Below are 17,469 nucleotides of genomic sequence, written 5' to 3' on the forward strand. Positions count from 1 at the left end.
TCAGATCCTGCCTGAGGCGTCGAGTCCGGATGCTGTCGGCAGGCTCTCCAGGATCTTGCTCTGGATCCGCTCGGCCAGCGCCGCGATCCGCGGTCGATCGAAGAGGTCATGCGGTGAGACGTCGACGTCGAAGGCGCCGCGGATCCTCGACACCAGCCGAACGCTGCTGATGGAGTCGCCGCCCAGGTCGAAGAAGTTGTCCTCGATCCCGATGTGGTCGATCGCCAGCACCTCCGACCAGATCCGGCACAGCGCCTCTTCCGTCGGGTTGCGCGGAGGCAGATACTCCTTCTCGGCGTCGTCCTGGTAGCCCGGCGCGGGCAGCGCCTCGCGGTCGAGCTTCCCGTTGCGGTTGAGCGGCAGCTTCGCCAGCGGTACGAAGGCGGACGGGATCATGTAGTCCGGCAGGAACTCCGCGAGATGCCCGCCGAGCTCGCCGCCGGAAGGCGTGGGGGCGCCGGGCGGCGACACCACGTAGGCGATCAGGCGTTTGTTCCCGGCCTCGTCCTCGTGGATGGTCACGGCCGTCTCGGCCACGCCCTTGTGCCGGGACAGGACGTTCTCCACCTCTCTCGGCTCCACCCGGAAACCGCGGATCTTCGCCTGGTCGTCGGCCCGGCCGGCGAACTCCAGCGTGCCGTCCGGGTTCCAGCGGACGAGGTCCCCGGAGCGGTACAGCCGGGCGCCCGGCGGACCGAACGGGTCGGCGACGAAGCGCTCGGCGGTCAGTCCGGGGCGGCCGACGTAGCCGCGGGCCACGCCGTCGCCGCCGATGTACAGCTCTCCGGTGACGCCGACCGGAACGGGGGAGAGCCGCGCGTCCAGCACGTAGACGCGGTCGTTCGGGATGGGCAGCCCGATCGGTACGTTGCCGTACTCCGTCCCCGGCTCCACCGGGAACAGGGTGACGGCGATGCTGCCCTCGCTCGGCCCGTAGTTGTTGACCAGCCTGCGGCCCCGTGACCAGATTCTGGCCAGCTCGGAGGTGAGCACCTCGCCACCGACCCGGATGAACTCCAGACCGGACAGTGCCTCGGCGTCGAGGGCCGGCAGGACGGTGGGCGGCATGGTCACGGCCGTCACGATCTTCGTACGCAGCTGCTCGATCAGCTGCGCGCCGCCGTACCCCGGAGCCGTCACCGGAGCCACCAGCGTGGCCCCGCTCACCAGCGTGGTGAACAGATCCAGCGAAGCGGCGTCGAAGCTCATCGGGCAGAGCTGGAAGACCCTGCTCTCTCGGGTCAGCCACAGGTCGCACACCGCCACGACCGTGTTGTACAGCGAGCGATGCTCGACCATGACCCCCTTGGGCTGCCCGGTCGAGCCCGAGGTGTACACGACGTAGGCGAGGTCGCGCGGCCCGCCGGTGTTCGGCGGCGGAGCGTCCGGGCACTGGGCGATGGCCGGCCAGTCCCGGTCCAGGCACACCGTACGGGCGCCGGCCGCGGACAGGTCGGCGACGAGACGTTCATGGGTCAGCACCACCGCCGGCTGGGACTCGGCCAGCATCACGCGCAGCCGTTGCGCCGGATAGTCCGGGTCCAGCGGCACGTAGGCGCAGCCGGACTTGAGCACGCCGAGGATCGCGACGACGAGGTCCAGGCTGCGTTCGACGGCCACTCCGACCAGCACGTTGCCGGTGACGCCCAGGCCGGTCAGGTACTGGGCGAGCCGGTTCGCCCGCGTCTCCAGCTCCGCGTAGGACAGCCGCTGCTCACCGCACTCCACCGCGATCGCCTCCGGCCATCGGCGCGCGCCTTCGGCGATCACCTCGTGGACGCGGCGCTCGATCGAGTAGTCGGCCGTCGTGCCGCTCCACTCGTCCACGATCATCCGGAACTCCGCGCCGGTGAGCATGGGGATCTCGCCGATCACCTGGCCGGTGTCTGCCACGAAGGACGCGAGCAGGGCCAGGAGGTGCTGGGAGATCCGGTCGATGGTGGTGGCGTCGAAGAGCTCCGGGTCGTAGAGCAGCCGCATAGACAGCGTCTCGTCGGGGAAGACGCTGAGACCAACGGGGTAGTTCGTACTGAATTCGGGGTTGAAGGAGACGAGTTCGAGGCCGTCCGCTGTCGTCCGGCGATCGAACGGGTAGTTCTGGAAGACCAGGACGCTGTCGAACAGGTTGACCCCGGCCGGCACGTCGCTCCACGACTGCACCCGGGGAAGCGACACCGAGCCGAACTCCCTGGCACTCGCCTGTTCGCGCTGCGCTTCGCGCAGCCAGGGCAGCAGCTGCCGGCGGTCGTCGACGTCGATCCGGATGGGCAGCGTGTTGATGAGCATCCCGAGGATCGAGTCCGCTCCGTCCAGGTCGGCGGGCCGTACGGACACCGTGGTGCCGAAGCATACGTCCCGCTCGCCGCAGTGCCGTGCCAGCAGGATCGCCCAGGCGCCCTGGACCAGGGTGTTCATCGTCAGCTTGGTGCGCTGCGCGCAGGAGACGATCTTCGAGGCCAGCGCCTCCGGCACCTCCACCTCGACCGATTCCGTCGCCCGGGGCCGGTAGCCCTCCCCGGGCTGCCGGTCGAAGGAGAGCTTCGTGGGCGTGTCGAAACCGGCGAGCTTGTCCCGCCAGTACGTCTCCGCGGCCGGTTCGTCGTGCCGATCCAGCCATTCCACGTAATCGCGGAACGCCCTCCGGGGGGCGGGCGCCGCGGTGCCGCCGTAGTGGGACAGGACCTCCCCGAGCAGCTCGGCGGCGCTCCACCCGTCCACCAGGATGTGATGGACCGACCAGATGACCTCGACCCTGGTGTCGGTCAGCCGGATGATGGACAGCCTGCTGAGCGGAGCCTGGGTGAACTCGACGCCGGCGGCCCGGTCCGCGGCGATCAGCCGGCGCAGCTCGCGTCGCCTGTCGTGCTCGGGCAACGATCGCCAGTCGGCGTGGGTGATGGGCAGCGTGGCCCGCTCGTACACGACCTGGAGCGGGGTGTCGACATCCTCCCAGACCACGGCGGTGCGCAGGATCGGATGGAGATCCGCGGCATGCTGCCATGCCCGGCCCAGCGCCTCCGGGTCGTCCACGCCGTCCAGCACCACCTCGAACTGGATGAGGTGGAGGCCGGAGTCGCGCACCATCAGCGCGTCGAACAGCATGCCGCTCTGCATCGGTGTCAACGGGTAGACATCGGCCACGTCGACGCCGCCTGTCGCCGGCGGCAGCTCGGCGGCCGGCCGGTCGGTGGCGCGGCGGTGCTCGTCCACCGGAGCGGGCAGCGGCTCGGCGGCCGCCGCCAGCTCGGCGATGGTCTGCTTGACGAAGACGTCCTTGGCGGTCAGGCGTACGCCGCGGGAACGGGCTCTGGACACCACCTTCATGTTCAGGATGGAGTCGCCGCCGAGGGTGAAGAAGTCGTCGGTCACGCCGACGTGCTCGATCCCCAGCACCTCGGACCAGACGTCGGCGAGGATCCGCTCGACGTCCGTACGCGGAAGCACGGCTTCGGCAGCGGGCCGTGGCGCGGCGTCGGGCGCGGGGAGCGCCCGCTTGTCGATCTTCCCGTTGCTGGAGATCGGCAGGCTGTCCAGCACGATGAAGCGGGACGGGACCATATAGCTCGGCAGCCGCTCGGCCGCGAAGCGCCGCAGCTCCATCTCCTCGGCCTCGCCGGCCACCACGTAGGCGATCAGGTTGCGCGTCCCGTGGGAGTCGTGGACCGTCACCACGGCTTCGGCGACCCCGGGGTAGCGGCGCAGCGCCGTCTCGACCTCGCCCAGCTCGATGCGGAAGCCGCGGATCTTCACCTGGTCGTCGACCCGGCCGACGAACTCGATGTCCCCGTCCGCGCTCCACCGCACCAGGTCGCCGGTCCGGTACATCCGGCTGCCCGCGCCGAAGGGGTCCGCGACGAAGCGCCCGGCCGTGAGCTCGGGGCGGCCGAAGTATCCCCTGGCCAGACCCTCGCCGGCCAGATACAGCTCACCCGGGGCGCCGATGGGGACGGGCCGCAGGCACTCGTCCAGCACGTACGTCCGCGTGTTGTCCGTGGGCCCGCCGATCGGCGCGACACCGGCCCGTACCTGCTCCAACGTCAGCACCTGGGTGGTCGCGAAGGTCGTGGTCTCTGTAGGGCCGTACCCGTTGAGGACGACCGTGCCGGGACAGGCCTGAAGGACCCGTTCCACCGCGGCCAGCGATGGGGCCTCGCCCACCGTCCACGCCTCCCGCAGGCCCGCGAAGCAGTCCGGCGCCTCCTCGGCGAAGAGGCGGAACAGGGCGGCGGTGAGCATCACGGCGGTCACGCCGTGGTCGGCGACCAGCCCGCGCAGCACCTGTGGGGTCAGCTCCGCCGGCGCGACCACCACCCTGCCGCCCATCAGCAGCGGGACCCACACCTCGTAGGTCGCGGCATCGAAGGCGTGCGGGGAGAAGAACAGGAATCGCCGGTGCGTCTCGGAGCGCGCGTGACGGTCCCAGGCCAGGCTCACGATGTCCCGGTGGGTCACCGCCACACCCTTCGGGGTGCCGGTGGAGCCCGAGGTGTACATCACGTACGCCAACTGCTCCGGACGTACGGTCACCGCGGGGGCGTCCGCGCGCGGCTCGGCGAGGTCCGGCTCGTCCACCACGATCACCGGGATGCCGGCCGCCCGCGCCTTCGCGCCCATGGTCCGGTCGGTGAGCAGGACCGCCGCGCCGGTGTCGCGGAGCACCCAGCGGATCCGTTCCGCCGGATAGCTGTCGTGCAGGGGTACGTAGACCGCGCCGGCCTTGAGCACCGCGAGCATCGACACGACCGCGCAGGGCGAACGGTCCAGCAGGAGGCCGACCCGGGACTCGGTGGTCACGCCCTCGGCCAGGAGGCGGTGCGCCAGCCGGTTCGACAGGCCGTCCAGCTCGGCGTAGGTGAGGATCACGTTGCCCGCCACCACGGCCGGTCCGTCTGGGTTCGCACGGGCCTGCTCGGCGATCAGCTCGGGTACGCACTGGTCCGCCGGATAGTCGTAGGCGGTGTCGTTCCACTCCACGAGCAGCCGCCGCCGCTCGGGCTCGGTCAGCAGCGGCAGCTCGGACACCGGCCGGCCAGGGTCGGCGAGCACTCCCGCCAGCAGGACCTCGAGATTGCCGGCCAGCCGCTCGATGGTCTCCGGGTGGAACAGCTCGGCGTTGTATTCGACCGACAACGCGAGGGGGCCGGTCTGTTCGGCGAAGGTCACCGCGATGTCGACGGGATTGGCCGGTGGGCCGCCCTGTACCACCATCGCGCGTATCAGGGGCTGGTGCCGTACGTCGGGCTCGGCGAACGCGGTGCGTACCGTTTCCCGGACCGTGGCCAGGAAGGCGTCGAACGGCTGTGTGCCCACCACCCGTGACCGCAGCAGGAGCGTATGAGGTGGATATTCGGTGCCCACCGCTATGTCCTCCTGCCCGGAATAACGGGCGAAGAGCACCTGGCAGGCGGCGGTCAGGATGACGAATAGGGAGGCGTCGTGACGGGCGCCGAGTTTGAGCAGTCCTTCGGTGAGTTCCGCGGAAAGCGCGAATGGATGGGACGCGGGGGAGAATTTCCGCGCCCCGGACCGGCGGCGATCGGCCGGTAGCCGGAGCGGGGTCGCCGGCAATTCCGCGGATTCCCGTGTGGACGTCAACCTATCATCGGACATGTTCGACCTCCGATAGAATTCCGCGCCGCTGGAACGGATATCAACCCCACGCGGAATTCCGAATTTATTTCACCTGGGGGTGCCAGCTTCCCGCGGAATATGCCGGGAGATCCACGTCATTGACTCGGCAGCTAAACAGAGTGGTCGGGCCTCACTCGCGGGCGCCGATGGCCTCCACCGGCCTCTGCCGCATGGCGACCCGCGCGGAAATCATGATCGCCGGCCAGGCGACGAGCACGGCGGCGAGCACGATGCCCGCGTACGCGAGCGGCGGAATCGACGGCACCGGCCAGCGGCTCACGGCCACGCTGACGCCGACCAACGCCGGGATCGCGGCCAGCGTGCCGATGAGCACGGCGGCGACCACGATGATCCGCGTCTCGCGGCGCATCATCGACAGGACCTGGGCGCGCTTGGCGCCGATGAGCCGCAGCATGGCGAATTCGCGTACCCGCGCGACGGTGGCCATGACCAGGGTGTTCACCACAGCGATGGCGATGTAGCCGAGCAGGATCGCGTTGAGGAGGAGGCTGACCGCGGAGTCGCCCGCCCCGTCGCCGCTCTGCGCGGCCGTGAAGGACCCGCTGTCGGCGACCGCGGCCGTCGGGTAACGCGCCAGGGCCGAGCGCAGGTCGGTGCCCTTCGCCGCCTTGACCAGCAGCCAGGAGTCGAGATGGTCGGTGGTGTGCCGGATGACCAGGTCGTGGGGGAGAGTGACGTCGGCGAAGCCGAAGCCCTTCTCATAGAGCGCCACCACCCGCGCCCGGACGGCGGCGCCGTCGCCGAGCCGCAGGGTGACGGTGTCGCCGAGGCCCGCGCCGATGGTGCCCGCGGCGATCCGGCTCAGCGCCACCGTCTCGCCGCGCAGGCCGGCGAGGTCGCCGGAGAGGACGCCGAGATCCATGGTCGCCTTGAGGCCGCCGGGGTCGACGCCCTGCGTCGCGAAGATCTTGTACTGCTGACTGTCGTCGGAGGTGTAGGTGGCGATCGTCTGGGTCCGGACCACCGGCGTCACCGCCGCCACACCGGCCGTCCTGCCGAGCACGCCGGCGAGCTCCGGAGACAGCCCCGCGGACCTCGGGGTCACCACGTAATCGGCGCGGATGCCCTCGACGGCCTGGCTCTGCGCGGCGGACGCCAGGGTGGTGGCGCTGAAGATCTGCGCGGCGGCCATCGTCACGCCCATGATCAGCGGCGTGGTGGCCGAGCTGAGCCGCCGCGATCTGGCGTGGGCGTTCGCGATCGCCAGGAAGCCGCTGACCTCCCCGGACCGGTTCAGCCGCGGCCCGAGCACGGAGACGGCGCCCCCGAGCAGGCGGGGGCCGAGCAGGGCGACGGCGATGACCAGCATCAGGGCGGAGCTGCTCGCGCCGTCCACGGCCGCCTCGCCGGGCAGCACGATCGGCAGGACGATCGCGGCCGCCAGGGCGGCCGGGATGAGTAGCACGCCGATCGTCATGCGGATCCAGCCAAGCTTGCGTGGATCCACCGCCGCGTCGCCGAGCGCCTCGACCGGGCTGACCTTGGCCGCGCGCCGTGCGGCGATCCAGCCGCCCATCCGGGCGCCGATCACGCACAGCACCATGGAGGCCAGCACGGGGACCGGGCCGATCACCAGCTCGAAGTCCTCGGGTAACACGCCGACCGCGGCGAAGACCTCGTGGAACACCAGGCCCAGGCCGATGCCCGGAACCGCGCCGAGCACCGCTCCGGCCACGCTGACCAGGGTCGCCTCGGCCCCGATCATGCCGAGGACCTGCTTCGGGGTCGCGCCGATCGCCCGGAGCAGCGCCAGTTCCCTTCTCCGCTGCTGTACGGACAGCGCGAGCGTACTGGCCACGACGATCACGACCACCATGACCATGGTGGCGCCGAACGACAGGGCCAGCTCGATCACGAACGAGCGCGTCGCCCCGATGTCCAGGATCTCGGCGTCGCTGCGGTCGTCGCCGGTGTAGGTCACGACCTTGGGGACGGCCTTCTCGACGTCGGTGGCGAGATCGGCGGGCTCGGCGTGCGGGGCGGCCAGGACGCCGATCGCGTCCACCTGATCCGGCCGCCCGGACAGCTGCCGGGCCCGCTCGTCGGTGAGGAACAGCGCGGACTGCCGGATCAGCCGCCCGCCCGGCGGGGTCACCAGGCCGCTCACCCGATAGCTCGACGAGGTCGAGCCGACGGTCAACGTCACCGAGCCGCCGACGGAGACCCCTGCCCGCCCGGCCAGCCCCGATTCCAGCACGACCTCGTCCGGCGCCTGGGGCTGCCGCCCGGCGCTCAGAGTGAACGGCCCGAGCACGGCGGCCGGCCAGCCGTGTCCGAGCAGGGGAAAGCCGTCCGGCCCGTCGAGCACCCGGCCGTCCCGGGTCACCACGCTCATCGGCACGCTGACGTCACCGACCGCGGCGCGCACGCCGCGTACTCGCGCGACCTCACCGACGCGGGCGGCCGGCAATCGGACCCGCTCGCTGAACCGGGGGTCGATGTCATCGGCGATCGGCAGGGACTGGTAGGCGCCGACGACCACCGCGGCCGCCCGGTACCGCTCGGTCGGAACGCCGGAGCTGAGGCCGGTCTCCAGCAGGATCCCGCTGGCGGTGATGACCGCCGACCCGAACATCACCGCCAGGAACGCGGCGACGAAACCCCCCTTACGCCCCTTGATCGTGCTCCAGGCCAGGGACAGTGCCCGCTTCGACATCACGCGCGGCGCCATGTCACCAGTCGCCCAAACGAGTCATCCGGTCGGCGACCTTCTCCGGCGAGGCCCCGCGCAGCTCACCGGCCAACCGGCCGTCGGCCAGGAACACCACCGAGTCGGCGTGGGAGGCGGCGACCGGATCGTGGGTCACCATCAGCACCGTCTGCCCCATCTCCTTGACCACCTGCCGCAGCAGCTCCAGGATCTGCCGGCCGGTGCGGGTGTCGAGCGCCCCGGTCGGCTCGTCGGCGAACACCGCGTCCGGCTGATTGATCAACGCCCGGGCGATCGCGACCCGCTGCCGCTGGCCGCCGGAGAGCTGGCTCGGATAGCGGTCGTGCTGCTCGCTGAGGCCGACCGCCGCCAGCGCGGTCCGCAGACGATCGTGCTGGATGGGTTTCTCCGCCAGGCGGAACGGCAGCGTGATGTTCTGTTCGACGGTCAACGAATCGAGCAGGTTGTACGCCTGGAAGACGAACCCGACGCGCTCGCGCCGGAGCTCGGTGAGCGCGTCCTCTTTCAAGCCGGATAACTCCGTGTCACCCAGCCAGACCTTTCCCGACGTGGCCCGGTCGAGGCCGGCCGCACAGTGCAGGAACGTGCTCTTGCCCGAGCCGGACGGGCCCATGACCGCGGTGAACGTGCCTCTCGGCAAGGCCATCGTCACGTCGTTGAGCGCGTGTACGGCATTGCGTCCTGATCCGTACACCTTGCCTACCGAATCCATTCGGACCGCGTACGTCGCCACCCCGCACCCTCGCAAGTATCGAATGTCGCGCCGAGTATTGCATTAAGACTAGTTCATTTTCGCCGTTCGCTGAACATGCCCGTGAACTGGGTTTTTCTCTGACGAGTCAAACAGGTAGTCGCCGGCCGGGCCGATGCGAATACTGGGGAAAGCTCGGCGTGACCCTCCGCGGCCGGCGGCTGCCGGAGTTTCGCCTGCGCATTTTCGCCGGCCAGGGCATTTAAGAATGCCTGATGAGTATCGACCGGATTGGCCGTCTGCCATGATTCCAGCGCATCTCGAACGTGCCGTCTTCGGAATTTATTCTACCTACTCCCTGCATCTCGCCGACAAGTCCGGGGTGTTCACCTACCTCGCGGACAACGCCGGCGCCACCACCGCGAAGCTCGCGGGCGCGCTGGAGACCGACGAGGAGACCCTCGAACGGCTGCTGCTCGTCCTGGCCTCGCTGAACGTGCTCGATCGCACGGCCGGCGGCCAGTACGCCCTCGCCGACGGAGTGCGGCCCTACCTCGACCGGCGGGAGCCGCGATACCTGCTGGGATTCGTCGACCATCTGCTCGGCAGCACGGCGGAACGGTTCGGCCAGTTGGCCGCCTATCTGGAGCGCGGCAAGAACGCGGTCGACGCCGACCTGCCCGCGCCGTTCGCCACGCTGTATCGCGACGAGGAGTCCACCCGGCGGTTTCTCACCGCGATGTGGCAGCTCAGTTTCCACGTCTCCCACGAACTCGCCGCGCTCGCCGACCTCGGCGACGCCCGGCGACTGGTGGACGTCGGCGGCGCGAGCGGCCCGTTCTCCGTGGCGGCCCTGCTCGCCTACCCGCGCCTCCGCTCGACCGTGTTCGACCTGCCGCAGGTCGGGCCGTACCTCGCGGAGACCGCGCGAGAGCACCGGCTCGGCGACCGGCTCGGCTTCACCGGCGGCGACTTCTTCCGGGATCCGCTGCCCGAAGGCGACTGCGTCGCGTTCGGCTACATCCTGTCCGACTGGGACGACGAGACCTGCGCCCAACTGCTGCGCAAGGCGTACGACGCCTGCCGGCCGGGCGGCCGCGTACTCGTCATGGAGCGCCTCTTCGACGAGGACCGGCAGGGCCCGCTGGCCACCGCGGTGATGAACCTGTCGATGTACTTCGAGACCCAGGGCAGGCACCGGACCCCCGCGGAGTACCTGAGCTTGCTGGAACGCGCCGGATTCACCCGCTGCGCCGTGCACCGCTCCACCGCCGACAAGCACCTCCTGGTCGGTCGGCGCGATTGACCACCGCTCGCAACCCCGTGGGGAACAGATGACCACCGATGCCGTTCGATTAACCTTCCCTGAACACAGCACGGCGCTCGCCGACCGGCTGGCCACGACCGCACTGGCCGAACTGAGCCAGGAAGAACTGGCCGACCTGTCCCGCCGCTACGACGAGGCGCTGGCCGGTCCGGACACCGAAGAGAACGACACCATCCGCCTGCTGACGCGTCCGTTCAGCCGGCGTCTCGCCATTCCCGAGTACTACCGCTACACCGGGCTGCACGTCTTCGGCCAGTTCCTCTCCGGCCAGGACGACGCCTTCGGCGGTTGCCTGCTCGCGATGCACGCGACCCTGACCGAACTCGCCGATCTGGAACGCCGGGAGGCCTGCCGGTACGCGGTGGTGCCCGAGCACCTCGCCGAACGCCTGCTCGGCCTGCATCGGGTCATCGATCAGGTCGGTGCGATGTCCGTCGCGCCTTACAGCGCGCTGCGCGGCGCGGACCTGGTGCGTGCCGCGCACGAGGACGAACGGCTCGAACGGCAGTTGCTGCTGCTCAGGCGGTGCTGCGGATTCCGCCGCTCGGACAAGCACGACGAGCACATCTTCATCCGCTCCGTGCAGGCCTGCGAGCTGACCTTCTTCATGATCCGAGGGCTGGCCCGCCAGGCGATCGCGGTGGTCGGCCTCGACCGCGCCGAGTTCATGTTCCGGATGGGCCAGCTGATCGCCTGCTCCGAACTGCTCAAAGAGATCTTCCACGTGCTGAAGACCCTGTCGCCCGAGCTGTTCCTCGGCTTCCGGGACGCCACCGGGGACGCCAGCGCGGTCCAGTCGCTGAACTACCACCTGATGGAGCTGGTGGTGTACGGCTACGACGAACGCAAGGCGGAGACGTACGCCGGTTTCGCCCACCTCGACCTGATCAACGACCCTCGGCTGCGGGAATTCCGCTCCCTGAAGGACGTGGTCGCCGCCGGCGCGGACGCGGAAGTGATCAGCGCGTACACGGAGGTGGAGCGGTGCCTGCTGATGTGGCGGGGCCGGCACTACGGATTCGGCCGCACCTACCTGCCGAACATGAAGGGTTCGGGCGGCACCGAGGGAGCCGGCTACCTCAAGCGGTTCATCGACAAGAGCGGCCTCTGCTCCGGCACCAGGCTGGACGACCCCGAGGACCTGCTCTCCCGGTTCGCCTTCTGCTGATCGACCGTACGAAAGAGGCCTCCGCTCTGGTTCGCCAGAGCGGAGGCCTCTTCATCGACGGCTGATCAGGTGCAGCCCTCTGTGCTCGTCGCCGTCACGGCCTTGGCGGTGTACGGGCACTGGAAGCCGATCCACCGAAGCTTGGGCCACAGCAGCGACCACGACTCACGGGGCTGCCGGCACACCATGAACTCCTGCCCCCGGTCGGACACGGGCAGGTCGATGTCGAACTTGCCGTGCGGCTCGCACCGGGCGAACAGCTTCGAGAACTGGGCACGATCCACGCCGATCGTGATGACGATGGTCTTGTCATCGGTCGGCTGTCCGAAGTCGGCGTAGGAGTTGTGGCCGCTGTAGGCGTGCGGCAGCCCGTACTGGGGGCCGTACTTGTCCAGCGCGCCCGCCTGACCGTAGTGGTTGCCGTAGAAGATGGCATGGGCCTGGTCGGCCACCGGCAGCCCTCGGTAGATGGCGGCGGCCTGGGCGGTCAGCTCCGGCCACCCGGCCTGGTCGAACTGGACGATGGCGAGTTCCTGCAGCACGGGATTACCGGCATACGTCTGGATGGGGAACACCGGCAGCATCAACACCGCCGACGTCACCAGATTGAGGCCCACCGCCGCCCCGAACAGGTATTTACGCGTGACGGTCCGTGCCCATTGCTCGACCATGACACATCCGGTGGCCAGCAGCACGAACTGCAGAGCCGAGGCGTACGCCGCCTGCCCGCCGATGACGAGCAGCAGCACGACCATGAAGAGGTAGGCCACCCCGATGAACCGGTACGGACGCCACTGCGGGCGGCGCAGCAGGCCGACCAGGCCGGCGATCCACACTGGGCTCAGGAACAAGCCGATCATGAGGATCTGCATCGGGATGAAGGAGATCCTGGACAGGGTGTCGAGCGCAGTCGACAACGCCTTGGACATCTCGACCTGCGGCCAGCCGTGCATCACCTGCCACACCAGGACGGGTGCCGCGATCACCGCCGCGATGACGACGCCGGCGACCAGTTTCCAGCTACGCAGCGCCTCCCGCGGCCCGCAGAGCAGTATTCCCGCCGCGAGGGAGAGCAGGAGCAGAGCGAGGAGGTATTTGGCGTGCAAGCCGAATCCGACCACCGCGCCCATCACCAGCCACAGCCGGTAATCGCGGGTACGGGCGAGCCTGATGGCCAGCCAGCAGACGACGACCCAGACGAGCACGTCGAAATTGTTGGTGCCCAGGATATGTCCGGTGTGCAGCGCGAGACCGGACGCCGCCGCGGCGATCGTGGCGAGGAGCTGGGCTCGCTGATTCGCCCCGAGTTCGCGGGCGATGAATGCGGCGAGAATCACCACCACCCCGATCAGCAGGGCGGGCACTATGCGAAATGCCGTCAGGCTGTCGCCGAACACCATTATTTCCAGCCTGGCCACCAGCGCGACCAGTGGCGGCTGGTCGATCTGCCCCCAGTCGAGATGCTGGCTGGCCGCTCTGGTGTACAGCTCGTCGAGGTGGTAGCCGTGCCGCCCCGACAGTACGAGGAGCAGGGCTGTCAGCGCACCGGCGACGCTCAGCAGGGGCCACCATCGCACGGCGGGTAATGTGGCCTTGATCGAGGTCGGTAGGTCGGGTTTGGCTGTCGTGGTCGTCACGACATACCTCCATTCCATCGCAGCCTGGCGAAACCCAGGCCGCGTGAGGCGTGAATCAGTCGACCGTGGCCGTCGCTGCTCTCCCGATTTCTTTCTGTGACCGCAGTGGCGGCGGAGGCACCTGGCCGCCTCATGGTGTTGGACACCGGTCCCGTGCGGCAATGAAGTTGACGCGTGCAGAAAACTCGCAGGCCATTCTTTTGCGGCCGGTGGCCTTCATGGCGTGGCCCTGGCCTCCGGATTTCGCGGTCGAGTCAAAGACATAGCCGGCCGGGCGAATTCAGCAGCAAGATCTGAAGGTAAGCGCGGTTCGGCCATTGGGCGCCTCCGCGGGGACATATTCCTGCGCGTGAGGATCGGCCCGGCATTCGGGCACCAGAACAGATCGGCGGGCGCATGGCGCGACACGACCAGATCGGCGGGCGCATGGCGCGGCACGACGAGAGCACCGGGCGTACGGCGCGACGCGACGAGAGCGCCGGGGTGTCGGCGCCGGGTGGCGGCGGACGGGACGAAAGCACCGTGGTGTCGGCGGGGGACGAGCCGGTTCGGTTGTCTCGGAACCGCGACTACAACATCCTGTGGACCAGCATGTTCCTGTCGGAACTGGCCGGCGAGATCGTGTTCGTCGCCTTTCCGCTGCTGCTCCTGGCGCACTCGGCCTCGGCGGTGCAGATCGGGCTGATCACCTCGATCCTGGCGGCGGCACGGATGGCGGTGAACGTCCCGGCAGGTGTGATCGCCGACCGGTGGGACCGCAAGAGAGTCCTGCTGCTGTCTCAGGCGGTGCGCTCGGCGGCGATGTTCAGCATCGTGATCGCGCTGCTGCTCGGGGTATTCTCCTTCCCCCATGTCGTTCTCGTCGCCGTGATCGAGGGCGCTTTCAGCTCGGTGTTCCAGCCGGCGGAGCATGCGGCGCTTCCGCAGGTCGTACCAGGTGCCCAGTTGCCCGACGCGCTGGCGCGCAACGCGGCGCGCCCGTTCGGGGCGCTCCTGCTCGGCCCCGCGGCGGCCGGGTTCACCTTCGGGCTGCACGAGCTGGTGCCGTTCTCGATCGACGCCGGAATGCTGGCGGTCTCCTTCGCCGCGCTGACGGTGCTCCGGCTCCCTCGCCGCCGCCCCGCCGGTCAGGTCTCGCCCGGTCAGGTCTCGCCCGGTCAGGTCTCGCCCGGCCGGCCGAGCGATGACGGGCTCTTGAGCGGGTTCCGCTGGCTGTTGCGGCAGCCCGTCATCAGGACGACCGTCGTGTGGATCGTTTTCGTCAATCTCGCGTTCCACGCGCTGATCATCATCATCCTGGTCCAGTCGGGCGAGGCCGAGGTGGCTTACGGCGAGATCGGGTTGATGATGGCCTGCTTCGGCGTCGGTGGGCTGCTCGGCGCCATGGTGGCGGGCCGGCTGCACGCCGCGCTGCCGGCACCCGTGATCATCATCGGCGCGTCGTGGGTCTTCGCCGCGATGGCCGGGCTGATGGCGCTCGTGTCGCGAGGGCTCCTGCTCGGCGTGTTACTCGGGCTGGCCGCGGTGTTCTTCCCCGTCGCGAACACCACCATCGTGACCTACCAGCTCACGATCGCCCCTGACGAGATACGCGGCCGTCTGAGCGGTGTCGTCGGCCTCTGCTCCGACCTGGCCGGCACGGTGGGTCCGATGGTCGGCGGCCTGCTGATCGCCGTCACGGGCGACGGGGCGATGAGCATCCTGATCTGCGCCGCGGCCCTGGGCATCGTGGCACTCGGCGCCAACCTCAGCCCAACCCTCCGCCACTTCCCAACCCTGCGCCCCGCACCCGCCGCCCCGGAGACGTAGCCACCCGGTCTACGACCGCGCCCCCGCGTGACCCCTCGGCGACCCGGGCGGCTCTTACGATCCCGGTGCCGCGGGAAAGGGGTGCCGCAGGGAAGCGGGCCGGGCGCACGGAAGCGGGCCGGTCGCTGCGGCGCTCGTCGAGTGCCTGCGGTCGTGACCGGCCCGCTCCAGAAACCACACCAAATCAGGAGATCAGTAGATCGTCCGAGATTCCGCGCCCAGCCGGCGGGCCCGGGACTTACGGAGATCCCTGGCGATATTGAGCCGCCGCAGCCATCTGTCGGTTCCGTCGAACCGCGCGGAGAACGCGTTTCGCCCGTGCACCATCCGATAGTTGTCGATGAAGCAGATATCGCCGGGCCGGAGCACGATCTCGGTGACGACCGCGTCGAGCGCGCGGGTCACCACATCGAGCGCCTCCTGCTCGGCCACCCCCTGGACGTGCCGCATGAAATGCGGGTCGATACGGATATAAGGATCGTCCGGGTCACCGAACAGCACCGCGGTCGCCGTCGGCGAGCGCAGCTCCTGGTCGACGATCTTCCGGCTGCCGCGCAACAGCTCGGCGGCCTTGTGCCGCAGGCCGTCCGCGCCGGCGGGGGCGCCCACGCTCTCGGGCCGGTGCGAGTGGTCGGGCAGGATGCGGAAGCGCTCCTGACGCAGCAACTCGCCGGTGACCTGGTCCAGGCGTACGTCGGCGACGTCCGCGACGGTGGTCGCGACCCCGTCGTGGTTGCGCAGGCAGATCAGCCCGAGATAGTCCGTCCGCAGCGGGTGGAAGGCGTCCTCGGTGTGCCAGGTGAGCACCTCCTCGCAGCCCGAGCCGATCTGCTCACGCTCATGCCCCTTGATGGGCAGGATGTCGTGCATGAGATAACCGTCTTGCTGGGTGGCCCAGCCGATGGGCTCGCCGAGCAGGCAGGCCATCAGGTAGAAGGCGATGTCCTGCCGCAGCGACGGCGACGGCACCGGCTTGTCCTTCCAGTGCGCCGGGGTCGGCCCGATCACGCGGTCGTCGACGGGCAGCCCCGAGATCACGCAACCGCCGTGGCGCTCCGCCGCGACGAATCCGTTCAGGGCCGCGCGCAGGCGCCGGGGTAATTCCTGGGCGAAGGTCTTGGCCTCTCGCTGGAAGTCGGCCGACTCCACGCTCTGGTGGTGTTCGGACAGCTCGTCGACGAGTTCGTGGACGAACTTGGTCTCGGCCGCGTCCAGTTTTATCGTGAGCACGGGTGAGTCCTTTCTTGATGGGCGCTGGCGAATCTCACGACCCCTCCATCGACCTGACGAGGCTGGCGGGCCGCATGTCGGTCCAGTTCGCCGTGACGTAGTCGAGCGCCGACTGGCGGTTCGTGTCGGCCCGGGCCACGGTCCATCCGGCGGGCACTTCGGCGAACGAGGGCCACAGCGAGTGCTGCCCTTCCTCGTTGACCAGCACGTGGTAGATGCCGTCCGGGTCCTCGAACGGGTTGGTGCTCATCATCGATCCCTTCCATGGCTAGCGGGCCGGTACGGATTCGCGGCGTCGCAGGAGAGCGACGCCCAGCGGCGTCAGTGTGTGGAGCACCGTGTTCCTGCTCCTGGAGGCGTTGGCCAGACCGGCCCTGCGCAGGACGGTCGCGTGTTTGCTCGCGCCGGCGAGCGAGATGCCGAGGCGCTGAGCCAGTTCGCCGGTGGTACAGCTTTCGGCGAGCGCCTGTAGGGCCGCCGCCCGGGTGTGGCCGACCAGAGCGCCGAGCGCCTGCTCAGGCGGGGGCTCGGTGCCGAAGATGTCGGCCACGTCGAAACGCATGGAGTAGGCCAGTGCGGGCGGTTTGTCGTTTCCGGCGCCCACGACTACGCAGGACCTACTGCGCAGGAACAGCGACGGGCTGAGCAGCAGCCCGCGCCCGCGCAGATGGACGTCGCGTTCTTCGTCGTCACGGATCTCGAGGACGGGTGGATTCCATTCCATGTTGGGGTGCAAGGTACGGAGCAGACCCTCGACCCCCGTAGTGATGCCGATGCGGCCGCGGATGGCCCGTTCGGCCTCCAGAGAGCTCTGAACCCGGCCCCAGTAAGGGACCACGGCCGCGCCGCAGAACTCGAAGACCAGCGCCGTGACCCGCGCGCGGGTCTTGGCGTCGGCGGGGGCATCACCGAGGAGCTCCAGCAGCTCGGCCAGCGAAAGGCGCTCGCGGAGCAGCTGCTCCATGGCGCCGACGCGTGGTCCGAGACGTCGGCGCACCTGCTTGCGCCAGCCGTCGAAGACGGCGCCGTTGCGCTGGAACAGGTCCAGGGCGAAAGCACCTTCCGCCACCAGCCCGAGTCCCGCGCTCATGCGCAGGCGGCCCATATCCTGGACCGTGAAGTGAATCCTCAGCACACTTCACGAAATTAGGGACAGCCGCTATCTCGGGACTACCGCGGTCCTACCCGGCAACAGCGCGGTAACGAGCGGACGATGTTACTGTGGCGGCGCACGAAGTGCCGCGTCGGAACGCTTCGTGTGTCACGGCTGTGGCTCCCAGGGCG

Annotated in this window: 10 protein-coding genes; 3 read left to right on the forward strand and 7 right to left on the reverse strand. The window is 69.4% G+C overall.

The window, feature by feature from the left end; translation table 11 throughout:
* The 3 genes from AB0B91_RS45095 to AB0B91_RS45105 all read right to left on the reverse strand — a co-directional run bounded on the left by AB0B91_RS45095 (position 1) and on the right by AB0B91_RS45105 (position 9,035).
* Complete coding sequence (locus tag AB0B91_RS45095; protein WP_358334366.1) at positions 1–5,595, reverse strand: amino acid adenylation domain-containing protein; 5,595 nt, start codon at positions 5,593–5,595, stop codon at positions 1–3.
* A 166-nt stretch (positions 5,596–5,761) separates the two neighbouring features.
* Positions 5,762–8,323, reverse strand: coding sequence for an ABC transporter permease (locus AB0B91_RS45100; protein WP_358334369.1), 2,562 nt, complete (start codon positions 8,321–8,323; stop codon positions 5,762–5,764).
* A gap of 1 nt (position 8,324) precedes the next feature.
* Positions 8,325–9,035, reverse strand: coding sequence for an ABC transporter ATP-binding protein (locus AB0B91_RS45105; protein WP_358334372.1), 711 nt, complete (start codon positions 9,033–9,035; stop codon positions 8,325–8,327).
* 283 nt (positions 9,036–9,318) lie between these two features.
* On the opposite strand from AB0B91_RS45105, the gene AB0B91_RS45110 reads away from it, so the two are divergent.
* Together AB0B91_RS45110 and AB0B91_RS45115 are read left to right on the forward strand one after the other, a co-directional pair.
* Positions 9,319–10,320 (forward strand): methyltransferase, encoded by a 1,002-nt coding sequence (locus tag AB0B91_RS45110; protein WP_358334375.1) that lies wholly within the window; start codon positions 9,319–9,321, stop codon positions 10,318–10,320.
* Between the two features lie 28 nt (positions 10,321–10,348).
* Positions 10,349–11,509, forward strand: a complete 1,161-nt coding sequence (locus AB0B91_RS45115) for a tryptophan 2,3-dioxygenase family protein (protein WP_358334378.1) — start codon at positions 10,349–10,351, stop codon at positions 11,507–11,509.
* Positions 11,510–11,574: 65 nt separating this feature from the next.
* Here AB0B91_RS45115 and AB0B91_RS45120 read toward each other — a convergent pair whose 3' ends face one another.
* The gene (locus AB0B91_RS45120; protein WP_358334381.1) at positions 11,575–13,146 is read right to left on the reverse strand and encodes a glycosyltransferase family 39 protein; all 1,572 of its coding nucleotides are present in this window, start codon (positions 13,144–13,146) and stop codon (positions 11,575–11,577) included.
* A 396-nt stretch (positions 13,147–13,542) separates the two neighbouring features.
* Here AB0B91_RS45120 and AB0B91_RS45125 point away from each other — a divergent pair, with 396 nt between their 5' ends.
* Positions 13,543–14,955 carry an MFS transporter gene (locus tag AB0B91_RS45125; RefSeq protein ID WP_358334384.1) on the forward strand — a complete coding sequence of 471 codons (1,413 nt, stop codon included), beginning with the start codon at positions 13,543–13,545 and terminating at the stop codon, positions 14,953–14,955.
* Positions 14,956–15,147: 192 nt separating this feature from the next.
* Here the strand turns inward: AB0B91_RS45125 and gntD are convergent, their stop codons facing one another.
* From gntD to AB0B91_RS45140, 3 genes are read right to left on the reverse strand one after another with little or no spacing between them, the layout of a single operon-like run.
* A complete protein-coding gene (gntD, locus tag AB0B91_RS45130; RefSeq protein ID WP_358334387.1) occupies positions 15,148–16,185 on the reverse strand; it encodes a guanitoxin biosynthesis L-enduracididine beta-hydroxylase GntD in 1,038 nt (345 codons plus the stop codon).
* 34 nt (positions 16,186–16,219) lie between these two features.
* Positions 16,220–16,435 carry an MbtH family NRPS accessory protein gene (locus AB0B91_RS45135; RefSeq protein WP_358334989.1) on the reverse strand — a complete coding sequence of 72 codons (216 nt, stop codon included), beginning with the start codon at positions 16,433–16,435 and terminating at the stop codon, positions 16,220–16,222.
* Positions 16,436–16,453: 18 nt separating this feature from the next.
* A complete protein-coding gene (locus AB0B91_RS45140) occupies positions 16,454–17,290 on the reverse strand; it encodes a winged helix-turn-helix domain-containing protein (RefSeq protein ID WP_358334389.1) in 837 nt (278 codons plus the stop codon).
* Between the last annotated feature and the right edge of the window lie 179 nt (positions 17,291–17,469).

The sequence above is a fragment of the Nonomuraea sp. NPDC049141 genome (genome assembly GCF_040648415.1).
In the GTDB taxonomy this organism is placed as follows: Bacteria; Actinomycetota; Actinomycetes; order Streptosporangiales; family Streptosporangiaceae; genus Nonomuraea.

Excerpts from the sequence above, each read along its gene's own strand:
- AB0B91_RS45100 (WP_358334369.1), bottom strand. The coding sequence starts at position 8,323 with ATGGCGCCGCGCGTGATGTCGAAGCGGGCACTGTCCCTGGCCTGGAGC.
- AB0B91_RS45105 (WP_358334372.1), bottom strand. The coding sequence starts at position 9,035 with ATGGATTCGGTAGGCAAGGTGTACGGATCAGGACGCAATGCCGTACAC.
- AB0B91_RS45110 (WP_358334375.1), top strand. The coding sequence starts at position 9,319 with ATGATTCCAGCGCATCTCGAACGTGCCGTCTTCGGAATTTATTCTACC.
- AB0B91_RS45115 (WP_358334378.1), top strand. The coding sequence starts at position 10,349 with ATGACCACCGATGCCGTTCGATTAACCTTCCCTGAACACAGCACGGCG.
- AB0B91_RS45125 (WP_358334384.1), top strand. The coding sequence starts at position 13,543 with ATGGCGCGACACGACCAGATCGGCGGGCGCATGGCGCGGCACGACGAG.
- AB0B91_RS45135 (WP_358334989.1), bottom strand. The coding sequence starts at position 16,435 with ATGAGCACCAACCCGTTCGAGGACCCGGACGGCATCTACCACGTGCTG.
- AB0B91_RS45140 (WP_358334389.1), bottom strand. The coding sequence starts at position 17,290 with ATGGGCCGCCTGCGCATGAGCGCGGGACTCGGGCTGGTGGCGGAAGGT.